The following is an 18,555-nucleotide window of genomic DNA, read 5'->3' on the forward strand; positions in this document are numbered from 1 at the left end:
ACATCCCGTGATGCCGACCGGTTCTGACGGTCGGGCCGGGTGCTCCGAGGCATCACCAGGGCACTGTGCCCGCGTCGTCGAAGAACTGGCCGGTGGGGCCGTCGTCGGGCAGGGTCGCGAGCTTGACGGCGATCGCCGCGCCCTGCCCGGGGGTGCGCACACCGCGGAAGCCGTTGAGGTCGGTGGCCACGTAGCCGGGGCAGGCGAGGTTGATCAGGATGTTGGTACCGCTCAGCTCCCGGGCGTACTGGAGGGTGACAGCGTTCAGGAACGTCTTCGACGGCGCGTACGCCACCGCCACCGGGCCGGCCGTCTGCTCGGCGGTGGTTCCCGCCTGCCGGGTCAGCGAGCCGACGGTGCTGGACATGTTCACGATCCGCGGCGAGGCGGAGCGGCGCAGCAGCGGCAGCATGGCGTTGGTGACCCGGATGACGCCGATCACGTTGGTCTCCATGACCGTGCGGATGGTGGCGGGCTCGACCTGGGTGGGCTGCTGCGGCATCCCGCCGGTGATGGCGGCGTTGTTGACCAGCACGTCGAGGCGTCCGGCCTGGTCCTCGATCAGCCGTGCTGCGGCGGTCGCGCTCGCGTCGTCGCTCACGTCCAGCGGCACACCGAACGCGTCGACGCCGGCCGCGCGCAGCTTCTCCACGGCGGCCTCGCGGCGCCGGTCGTCGCGGGCGCCGACGCCGACACGCCAGCCGAGGGCACCCAGGCCCGCGGCGATCTCGTAACCGATTCCCTTGTTCGCGCCGGTGACCAGCGCGATTGTTCGTTCGCTCATGACGACCATGCTGCCGCCGGGTGCGGGCCGGGGTCCAACACCGATCGGGTGCGCGGCGATACCTGCCGGGTATTGATCCGCAGTACGGTGGCTGTATGGAGACCCGGGAACTGCGCTACTTCGTTGCCGTCGCTGAAGAGCTGCACTTCGGGCGCGCCGCGCAGCGGCTCGGGATCGCCCAGCCGCCGCTGTCGCGGGCGATCCAGCAGCTTGAACGCCGGCTCGGGGTGGCGCTGCTGGACCGGACCAGCCGCACCGTCGCGCTGACCGAGGCCGGTTCGGTGCTGCTGGTCGAGGCCCGCGCCGCCCTGGACGCGGTCGACGCCGCCGAGCGCCGGACCCGGCGCGCCGCCCTTGCCGCGACCGGCCGTCCCGGGCTGGTCCTGGTCACCAAGGCCAACGCGTCCAGTGAACTGCTGGCGAAACTGCTCGACGCCTACGCCGCCGAACCCGGCGCGGTCCCGGTCGACGTCATCCTGTGCGGCCCGGCCGAGCAGGCGCGACTGCTGCGCGAGGGCCGGGCCGACGTGGCGCTGCTGCACCGGCCGTTCGACTCCACCGCCGGGTTCCACACCGAGGAGCTCGGCACGGAGGGCCAGGTGGTGGTGCTGCCGGCCGGGCATCCGCTCACCGCCCGGTCCCATGTGCACCTGGCCGACGTCACCGGACTGCCCGGCCTGCCCCTGCCGCGCTGGCCCGCCCCCGACGGCAGCTACCCGCCCGGCCCCGGCCCGCAGGTCCGCGACCACGCGCAGCTGTTGCAACTGGTCGCGCTCGGACGGGCCTGCGCGGTCTCACCGGAGTCCTGCCGGGCCCAACTGCACAGCGACCTAGCCGCCGTGCCGGTGCTGGACGCGCCGCAGGTCACCACCGTCATCGCCTGGCCGGCGCACAGCCGCTCCCGGGCCGTCGCCGACCTCGTCCGGACCGCGACGCGGCTCTGACGCCGCGTCCGGACGCGTCACCCAACGGGGGACCGAGGGACCGAGGGGCTGTGGTGGATCGGTGGGATCAGCCTTCGCCGATGTCGACCTGCGACGCGGGGAAGCAGGTCGGCGTCTGCTCGGTCAGTAGGTAGGCCAGGCTCCCCACCGACCCGTGGACGGCGCCTGCCGGGGACTCGTCGACGACCAGCAGGGTGTCCCCGTGCGGAATCGCGCCGGGGTCGAGCAGCGCGACGCGGCCGTCGTCCGGATCCAGCGACATCACCGCACCGAGGCTGCCGGTGTCGACCGGGGTGACCTTGGTGTGGCACGAGGCCGACGGGGACAGCACGACAGCGGGCAGGCCCGCTCGTCGCAGCGCCACCTGGAGTCCGGACAGCTGGGTGCCGATGATCCTGAGGGCGACGATGTCGCCGGGACGGACCGTCACCGTGTAACCGACGTCGGCGAGCCCTGCCGTCGGGCTGCTGCCCACGGCCGGGGAGGTGGCCGGCGCGGCCTGGGGCGGCGCAGCGGGGCCGCCGGCGGCGTGGGTGCCCACGACGACCGCGGTGACGGCGGCGGCCAGCCCGAGCGAGGTGGCCGCGATCCGGCGGGTGTGCCGCGGCCGTACGGTGGCCGGGCCATGCGCGGGCAGGGCCGCGGCGCGGGCGGTCAGCTCGTCGCCGAGCTGCTGCTGGAAGTTGACGGGAGCGTACGTGGGAGCGTTCACGAGGCGGTCTCCAGGAGAGTGCTCAGGGACGACGGGTCGGCCGGCGGGGTGGCGCTCCGCAGCGCCTTGCGGGCCCGGTGCAGGCGCATCCGGGCGGTGGCGGTGCTGATGCCCAGCACCTGGGCGGCCTCCCTGGTGGACAGCCCGTCGACGGCCACCAGGTCCAGTACCGCGCGCAGCGATTCGGACAGGGCGGCGTGCCGGCCGGCCAGCTGCCGGGCGGTGCGGGCCGCGTCGATGCGCGCCTCGATCGCGGCGATGTCCTGCTCGACCAGCATCCGGCGGCCGGCGATCCTGGAGACGGCCTGCTGCTCCCGGGCGCTGCCGCGGAAATGCGCCGCCAGGACGTTGCGGGCGATGCCGTACAGCCAGGCGGCGGGCGCACCCCGCCGGGCGTCGTAGCTGTCCGCCTGTTCCAGCGCGGTCAGAAAGATGTCGGCGGTCAGATCGGCGGCCAGGTGGACGCTGTCGGTGCGCCGGGTGACGAAGCCGAGGATCGTGTCGAAGTTCTGCCGGTAGAACTCGGCGAACCCGGACGGGTCTCGCACGGGTGGGGCTGGCGGGTGCTCCGTGGGCACGGACGCTCCTTGCGACGAACGAGTACTGCCTTACATCTCTTCTTGGCTCCGGTGCCGGAAAGCGTCACATCGTCGAGGAACACCTCGAGGAGGGGTCCGCGGCTTCCGCGGTCGCACGGGAGGCGGCAAGCGTCAGCAGTCGTGGCGGTAGGGGACGTCGGGGATGTAGGTCTTCCATTCGGCCTTGGTCAGCGGGCCGGCCTCGGTGCAGAGCGAGTGGGCGAGGGCGGCCGGGGCGAGCGGGTAGCTGAAGAATCTGCCGTACTTGTCCACGGCGGTCAGCGCCGAGCCGTCCGGGGAGAAGGCGACGGCTTCGATGTCGCCGGTGGGTCCGGTGAGCGCCACTCCCAGCTGGGACCGGTTGCTGGTGTCCCAGACGGCGAACTGGAAGTCGGTGCCCTGCTGCTGCACCGCGGCCAGCAGGCGGCCGTCGGGGGAGACGGCGGTGTCCCCGGCCGGATCGAACGAAGGCTCGCTCGCCGTTCCTGTGTACAGCTCGTTCCCCTGCGGACGCAGGGTCGTCGCATTCCAGGTCTGCAGGGACGGCCGGGAGGCGCGCGGAAAGGTGTAGAGGGTCGTTCCGTCGTCGCTGAGCGCGTCGAAGTGCGTGTCCGGGGAGCCGGGGAGAAGGGTCTGCCCGGAGGGGAAGGAGACCCTCCCGAATGCGGGCGCGATGACGGATCGACCGTCGGGAGCGAAGAGCAGCGATCCCGGGTAGTCGGGATAGCCGAGGTGTGCGCTCGTCGAGCGGATCTGCTTCATCGTGTGCAGGTTCCAGAAGGCGAGCGTGTCGGTCCCGTCCTTCATGGTGACGAAGGCCGCGAGTGAGCTGCCGTCGGGGGAGAAGGCGAGCGACGTCACCGCCCCGCTGCGTCGGGCCGGGTCGAGGAGCGGGAAGGTGCCGAGGAGCGCGCCCCCCTGCTTGGACGGGTCCCAGACCTCGACGGTGGTGCCGCGCAGCACCGCCACCAGCCGGCCGTCCCGGCTGAGTTGGATCTGGTCCGGCGTCGTGGAGGTGGTAGCGGTCTGCGCCAGCGTCTCCACGCTGAAACGTCTGGTCCGCGACTGTGCCGACCAGATCTCCAGCCTGTTCTGGTGCAGGAGCGCAAAGGTGGAGCGGTCCGGGCTCACCGCGGCCTGGTCGACGTCGTTGTCGACGTCCCAGACGGGTTGTCCGGTGGCGGCGCTGACATCGAGGGACCGGACGAATCCGTCGAGTCCCACGCACTCCAACGTCCTGTCGTCGGCCGCGAAGCGGAAGAACGTGCCGGTGTAGCAGTCGTTCTGGTTGGTGGTGTAGGTCAGGACCGGATCGAGTTTCGGCGTGGTGGGATCGGTGTTCCAGACCGTTCCACCCTGCGTCAGGAACCGGCTGTTGTGGCTGAAGGAGAGCGGGTAGGGCGAGTACTGGTCGGCGCCGGTGAGGGTGCCGGAAGCGCCGTCCCGGGTCCGGGCGAAGAGGCTGACGGTGTTGCCGAGGGTGGCCACAGCTGCTGACTTGCCGTCAGGACTGAACGCCACCGCACCGGTTGAGCCAGCCGCCTGGAGGTTCATGTCGGGTACGGGGAGGCGCCTGTTGGCGAGGAGGTCGATCCAGGTGAACGGTTGACCGCCGCTCGGGACCGGCAGCGAGAGGACGCGCTCGTCCGGCGAGAACGATGTCTCCGAGATGGGAATCGTGGCACCGGCAGGGAGACTCGCGACAGTGCGTGCGGTGTGGATGTTCCGTACGGTCATCGTGGCCTTGATGTCGTTCGGCTCGATGACCAGGAAGTTGCCGTGCGGGCTGAGCATCAGCCAGGGCCAGTCCCCTTCCGCGCTCTTCGTGATGCTCAGCGCGGGCGCGACCTCCGCCGTGATGCCGTTTCTGACGGCGGCCACCCGGATGAATCGGACCAAGCCGTCGTCGCTGACCACGGCGGCCACTGTGCCGTCGGCGGACAGGATGACGTTCCGGACCTTCGCGGGTGCGGTGTAGCTGCTGATCCTGGCGCGGGTCCGGACGTCCCAGAAGTCCACGCGGTCCCCTTCGGCCGCGGCGAACGTCTGCCCGGTGCCGTCGAGGTCGTCCGCGCCGGCGATCGTCGGCGCCTCCAACTTGAAGGCGTCGTGCTCCAGTTCGTAGCGCACGGCGAGCAGGGCCGACCAGGCCTGCGGTGTCCCGCCCAACTGCTCGGCGGCGACCGCCAGGCGCCGGGCGAGCTGGGGGTCGGTGACACGCAGCGACAGCGCGAGGCCGGCCACCTGTGCGGAGGCGGCCTGGTCGCGCTGGGCGACGGTGGTCCGCCACTGGTCGAACGCGACCGCCGCGCCGGCGACCGCGACGACCAGCAGAAAGGCGAGGACGGCGCTGACCAGCATGCGCAGCCGACCGCGCCGGCGGCCCAGCTCCGCGGCGGCCTCCAGAAAGGCCTGCTCCGCCAGGTTCAGAGCGAGGTGGCGGCGCCCGGTCGCGGCCCAGTCGCGCATGCGGTCCAGCGTGCTCCCCTGGACCAGGTCGTTCCTGCGGCGGCCGTGCTCCGCCCAGGTCCTGGCCCCCTCCGTCAGTCGCTGATGGGTGCTCAGGCCCGAACGCTCGGCTTCCACCCAGTCGTGCAGACGCGGCCAGGACCGCAGCAGGGCGGCGGAGGAGAGCGTGGCGGTGTAGCCCTGCCAGACCAGGATCCCGGCGTCGGTGAAGGCGCGCAGCACCCAGTCCAGGACGTGCTCGGGGGTCCGGCCGTCGGAGAACTCGTTCCGGTGCGCCGAACGCAGGGTGTCCTCGGCGCGCTCCCCGGCTGCGACCAGACGCAGCATCACACCGGGGACGGCGTCCTGGGCGACGGCGTTCAGCCTGGAGAAGACGGCTTCCGCGACCTCGCCGCGGGAGGGGCCGGCGGAATCGCCCGGAGTGTCCTTGAACGAGCCGCCCGCGCCGGCCTCCCGGACCGCCGAGGCCAGGTCCGCGCGGCCGACCAGGGTCAGCAGCAACTGCTCGGCGCTGGGCCGCTGGTCCGGCTCCTGCGAGAGCGCGGCCCGGACCAGCGAGCGGAGCGGTTCGTCGAGGCCGGAGACGTCGGGCCGGTGAGTGGCGACCCGGTAGGCGATCTCCGCCATGTTCTCGCCGCCGAAGGCGTCCTGGCCCGTCGCGGCGAACAGCACGAGCGCGCCCCAGCCCCATACGTCGACCTTGCCGTCCCCGGGCGCCCCCCGGTACCGCTCGGGCGGCATGTAGCGCAGGGTGCCCATGGGCAGGCCGGAGGTGGCCGTGCCCTCCACGACCCGGGCGATACCGAAGTCGATCACACGCGGGCCGTCGGGGCCGAGCAGGATGTTCTCGGGCTTCAGATCCCGGTGCACCACCCCTGCGCGGTGGACGGCCACCAGCGCCGCCGCCATGCCGACGGCCAGCCGTCGCAGCTCCTGCGGTGCGTGCGGTCCGGCGGCGCGGATCGCCTGCCGAAGATTGGGGCCGGCCACGTACTCGCTGACGACGAAGGGGATCGGCCCGGCGAGGTCGGTGTACAGCAGCCGCGCCGTGCAGAACGGCTCGACACGCTGCCAGGCACGCAGTTCCCGGCGCAGCATCCCCCGGCTCGCGGGGTCCACGTCGTGAAGGACCTTGACGGCGACGCGCCGGCCGTCGGGGCCGTAGCCCTCGTACACAGCCCCCTGGCCACCTGCGCCGAGTCTGGCGTCGAGATAGAAGTCCCCCAACTGCCGAGGATCCCCTGGGAGTAGAGGTTCCCCCATGTCGCAGCCCCACATCCGTCGCGCTTGATCCGTTCCGGTCCTGCCCCATTCTGACGAGTTCACGTCGTAGATGGTTCCGGCGCGAACCTGTGAACGCGCAGCGAGGTGCGGGTGGGGCGCCGCCCTGGACGATCAGGTTGTCCCGCCCGCGCTCAGGCTCCGCGTGGGCGCAGGACGCTCTTCGCGGCCCGTACCAGAGCGGCATTGCCCTCCGGGGTCGAGCCGTCCGGCAGCACCAGGGTGTCCTCCAGGCCGATCCGGGTGTCCAGGCCCAGCCGGGCCGCGACCCGCAGCACCGGCCAGGCTCCGCCGTCCTCCCCGTGCAGCAGGATCGGAGCCGGCAGCCCCGGCCCCAGGAGGTCGATGAGCGATACGGCCGTGGCCGCCGCGGTGACCGGATCGGTGTCGGTGACCTCGGCGAGCACGCGCAGCACACGATGCGACAACCCCGAGGCGCGGAACCGGTGGGCCGCGCCGCCGTTGGAATAGATCCCCGCCTCGACCCCCACGCCGCGCGCCAGCAGCACCTCCGCGACCACTTCGGCGCCTTCCTCGTGCCAGTTCACCGACGCGTGGTCGGGCAGGACCGTCCAGGAACGGATGAGCCCCGCACGGCGCTCGGGGTCCGGCACCGCCCAGGCCCCGGTGGTGACCCCGACCTTCACCCCGGCCGGCACGGCAGCGCGCACCGCCGCGACGGCCCGCGCCACCGGTTCGGGCTCCAAGGAGTCGACGCCGTCGACGCCCTTGGGATGGAGGTGGACGTCTTCAGCCCCGGCGGCCACCGCCGCGGCCGCCTCCCGTGCCAACTGTTCGGGCGACACCGGAAGAGAGCAGCACTCGTCGGGGGTCCGCGCCCCGTTCAGGCAGACCTGCAGCATGCCCACGATCGTGCCAGACAGCACTCGTGCCAGACGTCATGGGTCTATGCTCCGACTTGAAGCGAGATTCAAGTCAAGGAGCGTTTCATGGCTCTGCTGGATATCGCCGAGGTGGCCGAACGGTCCGGGCTGGCACCGTCGGCGTTGCGGTACTACGAGCGGCGGGGGCTGATCGCCTCCGAGGGCCGCAACGGACTGCGCCGTACTTTCCGGTCCGAGGTGCTGGTGCGCCTGTCCCTGGTCGCGTGTGCCCGTGCCTCGGGTTTCACCCTCGCCGAGATCGCCCGGTTCGTGACCGCGACCCCCGACGACACCGAACTGCGCCTCCACTTGGCGGCCAAGGCCGAGCAGTTGGACGCCGAGATCGACCGGCTCACCCGGATGCGCGCCAGTCTGCGCCACGCCGCCGTCTGCACCCGCTCCCCCCTGGTCGAGTGCCCCGAGTTCAAGCAGGCCATCTCCGACGCCCCGGCTGCCTGACACCAACTCAGAGGGACGTGACTGCCAGCGTCCTACCCCATGCGGCCCCCGAGAGGGCGAAGCATGACCGACCCGGCGAGGCAAGGGGACTCGATGACCGTCGTTGAGAGTGCTGCCGTGGCGGTGTTGGTCAATGGGCTGCCGGGGGCGGGGAAGACGACCCTGAGCACCGAGCTGTCCCGGGTGCTGGGGCTTCCGCTGTTCAGCAAGGACGTGATCAAGGAAGTGCACGCGGACATCCTGGGCAGCCATGCGATCGGGTACTCCCAGCGGCAGTGGAACTCCGCCGTCGGGGCGGCCGCCAGCCAGACCATGTGGGCGTTGCTCGCGCACGCTCCGGCGGGAGCGGTCCTGGAGTCGAGCTGGCGTGCGGATGTCCGGGACCTGGTGCTGCAGGGCCTGAGCACGGCCAGGCATGCGCTGCCGGTGGAAGTCTGGTGCGAAGTGCCGATGGAGACGGCCCGGCACCGGTGCGCAGCGCGCCTGCCGCGGCACCCCATCCACGGGGAGCTCCCCGGTGACGCCGAGTGGGAGAGCTGGCGCGAACTGGCCCGACCACTCGCGGTGGGGCCACTGCTGTGCGTGGACACCAGCGTGCCCGTGGACATGTCCGCCGTCGCCGCCTGGATCGGCGCGCAGGTACACGCAGGACCTGCCGGACAGGCGAACGCCGCGCTGCCACCGCGGCCCTGACAGTCCCCGAACCTGCGAGCAATCCCTCTCGCGATCACGGAGGCCATCGGGTCCACCATCAGCACCGCTTAGCGGCCGGCGGTTCGGGACGTTCGGCGGTTGGCCGGCCTGCGGCTGAGCGCGGCCAGGGAGACCACCGCCCAGACGCCCTCCAGCAGCAGGAACCCCCACTGCCGCGTCACCGCGGCGTCGACTGCCAGCAGGCCCGACCCCAGCAGGTTAAGCAGCAGATAGCTGAGCGAACTCGGGTCCACCCGCCGGGCCTGGGCCAGCGCGAAGGGGATCAGTACCAGCACCGACCCGAGGATCTGCACCAACTGCTCGTTCATGACGGCACGCCTCCTACGAAGCGTCGTCTTGTCCCACCGGGTACGGCGCACCTCGTCCGGAAGCGGGCGTCATCCCTGCCCACCACCTCCATGTTCGCACACGGTGGGACGGTGGCTTGGCGGGGCCCGGCCTGCTGTCAATGGGTGAACGCCGTCGCCAGTGCGAGGGCTGCCTCCTGGCGGGCTTTTGCGCTGTCGTCGAAGGGGTGGCGGACGAACTCGTGGATCATCCCCGGGTATCGGGAGACCGCCGCCGGGACGCCGGCCTTCTCCAGGCGCTGTCCGTACTCCTCGCCTTCGTCGCGCAGTGCGTCGAATTCGGCGGTGATGATCAGTGCCGGCGGTAGACCGGTCAGGTCGGGTGCCAGCAGCGGGGAGACGCGGGGGTCCAGCTTCTGCTGTCCGTCCGTGAGGTAGTGGTCCATGAACCAGTGCTGGGCGGCGCGGCTGACGTTGCCGTACCTCCCTGCGAAGGCCTGGATGCTGTGGCTGGTCCTGCGGAAGTCGAGGTCCGGGTAGATCAGCAGTTGGAGGACCAGTGCCGGTCCACCGTTGTCGTGTGCGAGCCGTGCGACGACGGCCGCCAGGTTCCCGCCCGCGCTGTCGCCGCCGACGGCGATCCGTGCGGGGTCCGCTCCGAGGTCGCCGGCGTGTTCGGCGACCCATTCCGTGGCGGCGAGACAGGCCTCGGGAGCGGCGGGGAACCTGTGCTCGGGGGCCAGGGGGTAGTCCACCGAGACCACGACGCAGGTCGCGCCGTTGGTCAGGCCGCGGCACAGGCCGTCGTGGGTGTCCAGGTCGCCCATGACGAAACCGCCGCCGTGGAAGTACACCAGCACGGGGAAGGGGCCGGTGCCGCCGGGAGTGTAGATGCGCACCGGGATCGGACCGGCCGTGGTGACGATCCGTCGGTTCTCGACCGCCGCAACGGGTTCCGGCTCGCCCAGGAGGGCGATCTGGCGACGCCAGCCCTGGCGTACCTGTTCGGGGGTGAAGGTGTGCAGCTCGCCGATGTTCGCGGCGGCCAGGCGGTCCAGGTAGGCCTGGACCTGCGGGTGCGGGGAGCCGAGTGGTGCTGTCGTGTCGGTCATGGGTTCATGCTCCGACTTGAAGCGAGGTTCAAGTCAAGGAGCGGTCTCTTGGACCTGCTGGACATCGCCGAGGTGGCCGAACGGCCACGACGCGTTCATCCGCCGGCGTGGTCGAGCCGGCTCAGGAAGTCCGACACTCGGTCGAGCAGCACGTCCGGTTGTTGAAGGTGCAGGTCGTGGCGGGTACCCGGGATGCTCACGGCAGTGGTCTCCGGCCTGCGTCGGAGCATGCCGTCGACTTCGTCCAGCGGGATGAAACTGTGTTGGGCCAGCACGAGCAGGGTCGGACAGGTGACGCCTTCCCACTCTGCCCAGAAGTCCCGTTCATCCAGCTCCGCAATCGAGTCGACCATCATGTCCCGGTCGAAGCGCGGCCACCAGCCGTCGTCCCGCTGCTCCAGCCCGGCGGCCCAGCCCTCGCCGATGGCTCCGCCGCCCAGGAACTGGACGGCCGAATCCCTTGTTTTGAAGGGGAGTTGCCACGAGTCCAGCCAATTGCCGATATGGCTTGCGGCATCGGTGCTCGGACCACCCGCTCCGGACTCGACCAGTACCAGTCCGCGCACCCGGTCCGGTGCGGCGGCAGCGGCGAGCATCGCGGTGTGGCCGCCGAGCGACTGGCCGGCCAGAACCACCTTCTCCAGGTCGAGTTGATCGATCACCGCGATCACGTCGGCTGTACAGGCCGCGCGGGTGACCTCCCTCGGGCGGCGCTCACTGGCCCCGTGCCCGCGCTGGTCCAGGGCGACGATCCGGTGCTGTCCGCCGAGCCCCTCGGCCAGTCGGTCCCACTCGCCCGCATGACCCGCCAACCCGTGCAGCATCAGGACCGGCGGCCCGTCACCACCCCAGTCGCGGCAGACGAGTCGTACACCGTCTCGGACCACGACGCGTTCGGACCAGGCCATGTGGCACCCCCTCAGCAACCGGAACTACCCGTCCATCCTGCACTCACTGGGCCGTGAAGCCCCCGTCGACCACGAATTCGGAGCCGGTGGAGAAGCTGGATTCGTCGGAGGCCAGGTACAACACCAGGTTCGACACCTCGGAGGGATCGGCTGCCCGCCCCAGCGGGGTCGCCGCCGGGAGGCGGTCCGGCAGGCCGGTGATCATGGGAGTGCGGATGTAGCCGGGGTGTACCGAGTTGACGCGGATGCCCATCGGCCCCAGTTCGATCGCGGCTGCTTTGGTCATGCCGCGGACGGCGAACTTGGAGGCCGTGTACGCGAACGCCTGGGAGCCGACCAGCCCCGAGGTGGAGGAGACATTGATGATGGAGCCGCCTGCTGCCCTGCGCATGCTGGGCAGGACGGCCTTCATGCCCAGGAACACCGACACCTGGTTGACGTCGATGATGCGGCGGAAGTGCTCCTCGTCCGTGCCTTCGAGACCGGAGCCGCTGGAGATGCCGGCGTTGTTGACCAGGACGTCGACCGGCCCGAAGGCCTCCTCGGCCTCGCGAACGACTTCGTCCCAGCGGGACCCGTCGGTGACGTCGTGGGCCAGGAAGAGTGCCTTGGCGCCGAGCTCGTCGGCGAGCGCGGCGCCGTCGTCCTTGAGGACGTCGGAGATCACGACGCTTGCTCCTTCGGCGACGAAGCGACGCGCGTGTTCCGCCCCCATACCGCGTGCCCCGCCGGTGATGACCGCCACTTTGCCGTCGAGTCGAGCCATGATGCGTTCCTTCCCGTCCTACTGGCCTGCCCGGTGTGGCCGGCTTGTCCCGCCGATCACGCAACTAAATCCCGGTCGGGATTTATCCCAGGCTAGGCGGGGTCCACTGGACCGTCAAATGGAACGGTCGGCGTCAGCGGGGATCGGGGTCGGCTGCTGCTGCGCCCGCCAGGAAAATGTCGAGGGTGAACTCCAACTGCTGCCTGTCGTAGGTGTCTTCCGGCTGCCTGGCGATGCGGGACAGGTGCGGGAAGTGGTCGGCGTCCCGCTCGGCCAGGGCTGCCTGGAGGTAGTGCAGGCGGGTGGCAGTCCCTTCCTGGGCGGCGTCGATCACGTCGCGGGCGAACGCCAGGCAGATGTTCGTCAGGGCCGCCATGTAGCGCTGGGCCGTCGCCTGGTCGAAGCCCGCCTCGATGAGGCGCGCGAGTACGGCCTCCGTGCCGTCCAGGGTCTGCGCGGTCAGCGGTGAGCCCTGGGAGAGGTGGCGGGCGAGGCCGCCCACCGCGATGACGCCGTCGACCAGGCCGTAGGCGTAGATCCGGCTGGCGGTCTGCCAGTCCGCGTCGTCGGGGATCTGTACGTCCGTCGAGTTGGCGGCGAGCGCGTCGAGTGCCACGAGCGTGGCCAGTGCCTCGCGGTCGGGGACGTGGTTGTGGATCGCCTTGCGGTCCACGCCGAGGAGGTTGGCCACCGCCTGCATGGTCAGCCGCTCCGGCGGGAGGGTGCGAGCCGCATCCACGATCTGCTTCGGGCCGAGTCCGACGCTGTTGCCCCTTCCCCTGCGCGCGGGCGGCGTCTGTGATGCGGCGGAGCCGGCGGGTGCGGAACCCGCCGACGACTGTTGACGGCTCATGAAACCCATCTTACAGTGACGTAAATCCCGGTCGGGATTTAACTTGGCAGCAAGGAGGCAGCCGGCCATGGCCACCACTTCCGGGCTTCGCGGGCCCACGAGCAATGTGATCACGAAGGAGCAGGTCGCAGGCACCGAACGGCGCTGGCGGCGGTTCGGCGAGCCGGTTCCGGCAGGCGCGTCCGTTCGCGAGGACGGTTCGCCGGACTACGGACTCTTCGGGCCGGAGTCCATCGTGTGGAAGGTGATGCTGCACCCCGCGACGATCGTCTTCCAGTACCCGGCGCAGAGCGCGATCCAGTCCTCCTACCGGCCCATCCTGGCCGGCGTGCGCGACCACGACCCCATCTCGCGCGCCGCGCGCAAGGGCGAACTGAACCACTTCGGCATGTTCGAGCGCACTCAGCGGAACTCCGGCATGCACGCACCGATGTGGCTGGGGGACACCGAGACCGCCGAGCGCATGGCCAAGCACCTGCGCAACATCCACCAGAAGGTCGCCGGTGAGGTCATCGACGTCGGCGACCCGGAACTCGGCGGCTACGCGGCGGCCGGGCCCCGCGAGGCGATGTGGGCGGCCCTGACCGAGATGCACTCCATGCTGTGGGCCTACGAGGGGCTGGCCTTCAGGGACGGTCGGCCGCCGCACAGGCTCCCGCCGCACGAGCGCGACCAGTTCATGGCCGAGGCCGCGGCCTACTGCCGCCTCGTGGGGGCCGACGAGGAGGAGATCCCCACCTCGATCGCCGAGCTCGACGCGTTGTACGTGAAATACGGCCACCTGTTCGGGCCCACGGCCACCATGGCCGTGATCCCCGAGACCGGCGAGAACATCAACCTGCTGTACTTCGAGAACCTCCGGAAGAACTACCACAAGTCGCAGCGCGCGGTCGCGCGTTACAACGGCCCGATCAACCACACGCTGTTCCGGATGTGGGTCGGCGCGGTGGGCTCCGAGCAGTTGCGCGCCTGGATGGGGATGACACCGGAGCAGTCCCGGCGCGCCGTGCGCCGCACCAAGCTGTCGATGCCGCTGATCTGGCTCTTCCAGCGCGGGCCCGTCGAACGCCACTTCATGCGACTGATGTGGGGGCCGGACGGCGTGACGCTGATCAGGAGCGCCCGCGAGCAGGTCAAGAAGGCCAAGGCCGCTGCCAGGGCGCAGGCCAGGGCCGCGCGCTGAGCCCACGCGCGCACAGGAGCTGACCAGGGCTCAGTATCCAGCACCCCACCATGCTTCGGAGGAACTCCATGTACGGAAGCGGCAAGCTCTTCATCGGCGGCACCTGGGTCGAACCCGCCGGAACCGGCACGATCGACGTCGTGTCCCCGCACACCGAGGAGCGGATAGGCCAGGTGCCCGAGGGCACCAGCGGCGACATCGACAGGGCGGTGGCGGCCGCACGCGAGGCGTTCGACCACGGCCCGTGGCCGCGGATGAGCCCCACCGAGCGCGCGGCGGTCCTGGGCCGGCTGTCGGCGCTGTACGCCGAGCGTGTGCAGACCATGGCCGAACTGGTCACCGCCGAGATGGGATCCCCGGCCTGGTTCTCGCTCGGTGCCCAGGCCTTCATGCCCCAGATGGTGTTGCAGTACTACGTCGACCTCGCCGCCTCCTACCCGTGGGAGGAGGAGCGCCAGGGACTGCAGGGGCCGGTGACCGTCGTGCGCGAGCCGGTGGGCGTGGTCGCGGCCGTCGTGCCGTGGAACGTGCCCCAGTTCGCGCTGATGCTCAAACTCGCCCCGGCGCTGATCGCCGGCTGCACGGTCGTGGTCAAGCCGTCCCCGGAGACCCCGCTCGACTCCGTGCTGCTTGCCGAGTGGCTCACCGAGGCCGGCGTCCCGGCCGGGGTGGTCAACATCGTCCCTGCGGGACGGGAGGTCGGCGCGCACCTGGTCGCCCACCCCGGCGTCGACAAGGTGTCCTTCACCGGCTCCACCGCGGCCGGACGCCGGATCGCCGAGGTCTGCGGCCGCAGCCTCAAACGGGTGACCCTGGAACTGGGGGGCAAGTCAGCAGCGGTCTTCCTGGAGGACGCGGACCTGCCGGCTGCCGTCGGGGGGCTCATGGGCGCCTCCCTGGCCAACAGCGGACAGGTCTGCGCAGCGCAGACCCGCATCCTGCTGCCCCGTTCCCGCTACGACGAGTTCGCCGGCGCCGTGGCCGACATGGTCGGCGCCCTCAAGGTCGGCGACCCCTCCGCGGCCGACACGCTGATCGGCCCGCTGGCCTCGCGCGGCCACCGCGAGCGGGTCGAGGGCTACATCCGCCTGGGCCAGGAGGAGGGGGCGAAGGTGCTGGTCGGCGGCCTCAGCCGACCGCTCGATCGCGGGTGGTACGTCGCGCCGACGGTCTTCGCCGACGTCGACAACGGCATGCGCATCGCCCGCGAGGAGATCTTCGGTCCGGTCCTCACCCTGATCGCCTACGACGACGAGGAGGACGCCGTCCGTATCGCCAACGACAGCGAGTACGGGCTGGCCGGCTCGGTCTGGACCGCCGACCCGCAGCACGGCGTCGAGGTGGCCCGCCGCATCCGCACCGGCTCCTGCGGGGTGAACCTGTACAGCGTCGACCCGGCCACCCCGTTCGGCGGCTACAAGAACAGCGGCATCGGACGCGAGTTGGGCCCCGAGGGCCTGGACGCCTACCTGGAGCACAAGAGCATCCCCAGGAAGCAGTGACCGGACCGGCCGACCCGCGAGCCTCCCGCCACCCCATCGAGTCCTCGCCGCGCATCGCGGACGACAAGGAGTACTGAACCATGCCCAAGGAGCCTGAGAGATCACTTGAAAGCCACGCGGGACCCGACGACCGCCTGCCGGAGGCCTCCCGGCGACGGGTCTTCCTGATCGTCGCGGTGACCGTCCTGTTCGCGGAGACCGGGGTCCTGCAGTTCACCATGGTCAGCCCGGCCGTGCTCAGGATCGCGCCGAGCTTCCCCGGTGTCGGCGCCGACATCAGCTGGGTGAACACCGTCTTCGCCCTGACCGGCGCGGTGGCCGCTCCGCTGCTCGGCAAAGCCTCCGACCTGTGGGGCAAGAAGCGGATGATGACGGTCAGCGGCGTCCTGTTCGTCATCGGGTCGCTGGTCACCGCGCTGACCGCCAGTTGGGCCGCCTTCCTGGCCGGCCGGGTGCTGCAGGGGCTCTCCCTCGGCATCGGTGCCGTCGCCTACGGCCTCTTCCGCGACATCCTGCCGCGGCGGTACGTACCGACCGCCATCGGCATGCTCACCACCGGCTCGGGCGCCGGGGTCATCGCCGCCCCGCTGCTGAGCGGCTACCTGCTCGACCACTACAGCTGGCGGTCGCTGTTCTGGGTCATGACCCTGTACGGAATCGCGACCCTGGTCCTGCTCGTCCTGCTGGTACCGGAGTCCAACCACCGCTTCCGCCAACACCTGGACCTGCTCGGCGCGTTCGTCCTGGCTGCGGGACTGGCGCTGCTGCTCGTCTACCTCAGCAACGGGCACAACTGGGGCTGGACCGCCCCGGGCAGCCTCGCCTACCTGGCAGGAGGGCTGGTGCTGCTCGGCCTCTTCGTCCCCGTCGAACGGCGCGCCCCCTCACCGCTGATCGATCTGCACCTGCTCGGCGACCGCAGGGTGCTGGGCACGCTCGCGGTCACCTTCTGGGGCAGCGTGGCCGTCAGCGTCTGGGCCTACGCGGTGCCCCTGATGACCCAGACCCCCACCGCGGCCCAACTGACCGCCGGCGCACACGCACAGGCCGTCGCCTCAGGTCTGCCCAGCGCGACTGCCGCGCTGCTGCACGTCTCCTTCAGCGGCTCCCTCGCCTTCGCGGGAGGCCTCTCCCTGATCGGCTGCGCAGTGCACCAGATGGTGTGGCAGGGCGGTACGGCCCTGTTCGCCGGGCCTGCGGCCGGCTGGCTGGCAGGACGCCGAAGCATGCGCTTTCCCCTGCTGCTCGGCTTCGCGGCCTTCGCGTCAGCGGCCGTGCTCATGCTGGCGCTGCTTACGCACGGCATCTGGTTCTTCGCCCTGACCGGCGCGGTCTTCGGCCTCGGCTTCGGCGCCTACTACGCCATCACCCCGACCCTGATGATGGAGGCCGCGCCGCCGCGCCTGCAGGGCATCAGCGCCGGCATGTTCAGCGTGGCCGCCAACATCGGCCAGTCCATCGCCACCGCCACGGTGACCGCGGTGATCTGGGCCGACCCGCTGGTCATGAAAGTGACCCTGGGGCCGAAGTCCCTGGGCCAGGTCAATCTGACCGCCCAGTACTCCCTGATGACGCTCCGCACCGCACAGATCCTGATGTGGATCGTGCTGGGTGCAACGGTCGTCGCCTGCACCTGCACCCTGGTCCTCCGCCACGCCCGCGCGGCGGCGACCGGTGGCGCGGCCAGCGAGGAGCAGCACGCTCCGGAACAGGCCGGCGTCGTAGCCGCTTGACCGGCGTTGGTGAAACCCTGTTCATGGAACTGGACACTTCCGCGATGGCCATGTCCAAGTTTGCGGGCGTAGAGCAGTTTCCTGATCCTCTCTCAGGTCTTGTTCTTCGAGAAACCTCGTTCTATCTTGAAGGCGAGCCTCCCCTCACACGTATGGAGTCCCTTGATGGCGCACCAACTCCCGTTCCGCTTCTTCGACTGCGACAACCACTACTACGAGGCGCTGGACGCCTTCACCCGCCACCTCGAGCCCGAGTACCGCAAGCGGGCCATGCAGTGGGCCGAGATCGAGGGCAGGACCCGTCTGCTGGTCGCGGGCAGGGTGAACAAGTTCATCCCCAAGCCCACGTTCGACCCGGTCGCCGCGCCCGGGGTGATGGACGAGTACTTCCGCGGGCGCAACCCCAAGTCCGCCGACGTGAGCAAGCTGATGGGCGAACTGGGGCCGATACGCGGCGAGTACCGCGACCGCGACGCCCGGGTGGCGGTCATGGACGGGCAGGGCATGGACGCCTGCCTCATGCTGCCCACCCTCGGAGTCGGCATGGAGGTCGCCCTGGCCCATGACATCCCGGCGCTGACCGCCGCCTTCCGCGCCTTCAACCGCTGGCTGGCCGAGGACTGGGGCTTCGCCTACCGGAACCGCATCTTCGCGGCGCCCTACATCACCCTGGCCGACCCCGCCAATGCGGCGCGGGAGCTGGAGTGGGCCCTGGAGCGGGACGCGCGGTTCGTGGTGATGATCCCCGGCCCGGTGCAGACCGAGAGCGGCATGCGCGCACCCGCCGATCCCGTCTTCGACGACTTCTGGAAGCTCGCCGCCGACTCCGGGATCACGGTGGCCTACCACGGCGGTGAGACCCACTACGCCAAGTTCCTCGGGGAATGGGGGGAGCGGGACTTCACCGAGGCGTACCGGGCGTCGGCCTTCCGCGGCATCTCCTCTCCCGACCCCATGCAGGACACCATGGCCAGCCACCTCTCCCTGCACCTGTTCCACCGCTTCCCGAACCTGCGGATCGCCTCCATCGAGATCGGTTCCGCCTGGGTGTTCCACCTCTTCGAGAAGCTCAGCAAGTCCTACGGCCAGGTTCCGCACCTCTACCCCGAGGACCCGCGCGAGACCTTCAAGCGCCACGTGTGGGTCTCCCCGTTCTACGAGGACGAACTCGCCAGCCTGCTCCAACTGATCGGGCCCGGCCACATCCTCATGGGCTCCGACTGGCCCCACGTCGAGGGCCTGGCCGATCCCGCCTCCTACATCAAGGACCTCGAGAACTTCGACTACACACCGGAGCAGTGCGAGGCCGTCATGCGCACCAACGGCTGGGAGCTGGCCACCCGCCGCAGCCCCGCCTGACCGCGCGGACCTCCGGAACAAGCACAG

Annotated in this window: 17 protein-coding genes and 1 riboswitch; of the genes, 7 read left to right on the forward strand and 10 right to left on the reverse strand. The window is 70.7% G+C overall.

Annotated features, from left to right (window positions below):
* Positions 1-52: 52 nt before the first annotated feature.
* Complete coding sequence (locus ABUW04_RS09895; protein ID WP_380564119.1) at positions 53-784, reverse strand: SDR family NAD(P)-dependent oxidoreductase; 732 nt, start codon at positions 782-784, stop codon at positions 53-55.
* Between the two features lie 95 nt (positions 785-879).
* Here ABUW04_RS09895 and ABUW04_RS09900 point away from each other — a divergent pair, with 95 nt between their 5' ends.
* The gene (locus ABUW04_RS09900; RefSeq protein WP_380564120.1) at positions 880-1,728 is read left to right on the forward strand and encodes a LysR family transcriptional regulator; all 849 of its coding nucleotides are present in this window, start codon (positions 880-882) and stop codon (positions 1,726-1,728) included.
* Between the two features lie 67 nt (positions 1,729-1,795).
* Here ABUW04_RS09900 and ABUW04_RS09905 read toward each other — a convergent pair whose 3' ends face one another.
* The 4 genes from ABUW04_RS09905 to ABUW04_RS09920 form a co-directional block, all read right to left on the reverse strand.
* Positions 1,796-2,440, reverse strand: coding sequence for a hypothetical protein (locus ABUW04_RS09905; RefSeq protein ID WP_380564122.1), 645 nt, complete (start codon positions 2,438-2,440; stop codon positions 1,796-1,798).
* Positions 2,437-3,018: an RNA polymerase sigma factor gene (locus tag ABUW04_RS09910; RefSeq protein ID WP_380564123.1), complete on the reverse strand. Its 582-nt coding sequence runs from the start codon at positions 3,016-3,018 to the stop codon at positions 2,437-2,439. The genes ABUW04_RS09905 and ABUW04_RS09910 overlap by 4 nt, the downstream gene beginning before the upstream one ends.
* 132 nt (positions 3,019-3,150) lie before the next feature.
* Positions 3,151-6,714, reverse strand: a complete 3,564-nt coding sequence (locus ABUW04_RS09915; RefSeq protein ID WP_380564125.1) for a protein kinase domain-containing protein — start codon at positions 6,712-6,714, stop codon at positions 3,151-3,153.
* A gap of 188 nt (positions 6,715-6,902) precedes the next feature.
* Positions 6,903-7,631: a 3-keto-5-aminohexanoate cleavage protein gene (locus ABUW04_RS09920; protein ID WP_380564126.1), complete on the reverse strand. Its 729-nt coding sequence runs from the start codon at positions 7,629-7,631 to the stop codon at positions 6,903-6,905.
* A gap of 87 nt (positions 7,632-7,718) precedes the next feature.
* Between ABUW04_RS09920 and ABUW04_RS09925 the strand changes: the two genes are divergently transcribed.
* Together ABUW04_RS09925 and ABUW04_RS09930 are read left to right on the forward strand one after the other, a co-directional pair.
* Complete coding sequence (locus ABUW04_RS09925; protein ID WP_380564128.1) at positions 7,719-8,111, forward strand: MerR family transcriptional regulator; 393 nt, start codon at positions 7,719-7,721, stop codon at positions 8,109-8,111.
* Between the two features lie 93 nt (positions 8,112-8,204).
* Positions 8,205-8,804 (forward strand): AAA family ATPase, encoded by a 600-nt coding sequence (locus ABUW04_RS09930; RefSeq protein ID WP_380564130.1) that lies wholly within the window; start codon positions 8,205-8,207, stop codon positions 8,802-8,804.
* A 68-nt stretch (positions 8,805-8,872) separates the two neighbouring features.
* Here ABUW04_RS09930 and ABUW04_RS09935 read toward each other — a convergent pair whose 3' ends face one another.
* The 5 genes from ABUW04_RS09935 to ABUW04_RS09955 all read right to left on the reverse strand — a co-directional run bounded on the left by ABUW04_RS09935 (position 8,873) and on the right by ABUW04_RS09955 (position 12,751).
* A complete protein-coding gene (locus ABUW04_RS09935; protein ID WP_380564132.1) occupies positions 8,873-9,133 on the reverse strand; it encodes a CBU_0592 family membrane protein in 261 nt (86 codons plus the stop codon).
* Between the two features lie 17 nt (positions 9,134-9,150).
* Positions 9,151-9,217: riboswitch (guanidine-III (ykkC-III) riboswitch) on the reverse strand.
* 53 nt (positions 9,218-9,270) lie between these two features.
* Entirely contained in the window at positions 9,271-10,224 is a 954-nt protein-coding gene (locus tag ABUW04_RS09940; protein ID WP_380564133.1) for an alpha/beta hydrolase, read from the reverse strand.
* A 95-nt stretch (positions 10,225-10,319) separates the two neighbouring features.
* Positions 10,320-11,132, reverse strand: a complete 813-nt coding sequence (locus tag ABUW04_RS09945) for an alpha/beta fold hydrolase (protein ID WP_380564135.1) — start codon at positions 11,130-11,132, stop codon at positions 10,320-10,322.
* Positions 11,133-11,175: 43 nt separating this feature from the next.
* Positions 11,176-11,898 (reverse strand): glucose 1-dehydrogenase, encoded by a 723-nt coding sequence (locus ABUW04_RS09950; RefSeq protein ID WP_380564136.1) that lies wholly within the window; start codon positions 11,896-11,898, stop codon positions 11,176-11,178.
* Positions 11,899-12,031: 133 nt separating this feature from the next.
* Positions 12,032-12,751: a TetR/AcrR family transcriptional regulator C-terminal domain-containing protein gene (locus ABUW04_RS09955; RefSeq protein ID WP_380564138.1), complete on the reverse strand. Its 720-nt coding sequence runs from the start codon at positions 12,749-12,751 to the stop codon at positions 12,032-12,034.
* A 67-nt stretch (positions 12,752-12,818) separates the two neighbouring features.
* Between ABUW04_RS09955 and ABUW04_RS09960 the strand changes: the two genes are divergently transcribed.
* From ABUW04_RS09960 to ABUW04_RS09975, 4 genes are all read left to right on the forward strand, one after another.
* Positions 12,819-13,934 carry an oxygenase MpaB family protein gene (locus tag ABUW04_RS09960; protein WP_380564140.1) on the forward strand — a complete coding sequence of 372 codons (1,116 nt, stop codon included), beginning with the start codon at positions 12,819-12,821 and terminating at the stop codon, positions 13,932-13,934.
* Positions 13,935-14,002: 68 nt separating this feature from the next.
* Positions 14,003-15,436, forward strand: a complete 1,434-nt coding sequence (locus tag ABUW04_RS09965; RefSeq protein ID WP_380564141.1) for an aldehyde dehydrogenase — start codon at positions 14,003-14,005, stop codon at positions 15,434-15,436.
* Between the two features lie 80 nt (positions 15,437-15,516).
* The gene (locus tag ABUW04_RS09970) at positions 15,517-17,169 is read left to right on the forward strand and encodes an MFS transporter (RefSeq protein ID WP_380564143.1); all 1,653 of its coding nucleotides are present in this window, start codon (positions 15,517-15,519) and stop codon (positions 17,167-17,169) included.
* Positions 17,170-17,334: 165 nt separating this feature from the next.
* Positions 17,335-18,528 carry an amidohydrolase family protein gene (locus ABUW04_RS09975; protein WP_380564144.1) on the forward strand — a complete coding sequence of 398 codons (1,194 nt, stop codon included), beginning with the start codon at positions 17,335-17,337 and terminating at the stop codon, positions 18,526-18,528.
* Positions 18,529-18,555: the final 27 nt, after the last annotated feature.

It is taken from the genome of Streptacidiphilus jeojiensis (assembly GCF_042510965.1).
GTDB classification, from domain to species: domain Bacteria; phylum Actinomycetota; class Actinomycetes; order Streptomycetales; family Streptomycetaceae; genus Streptacidiphilus; species Streptacidiphilus jeojiensis.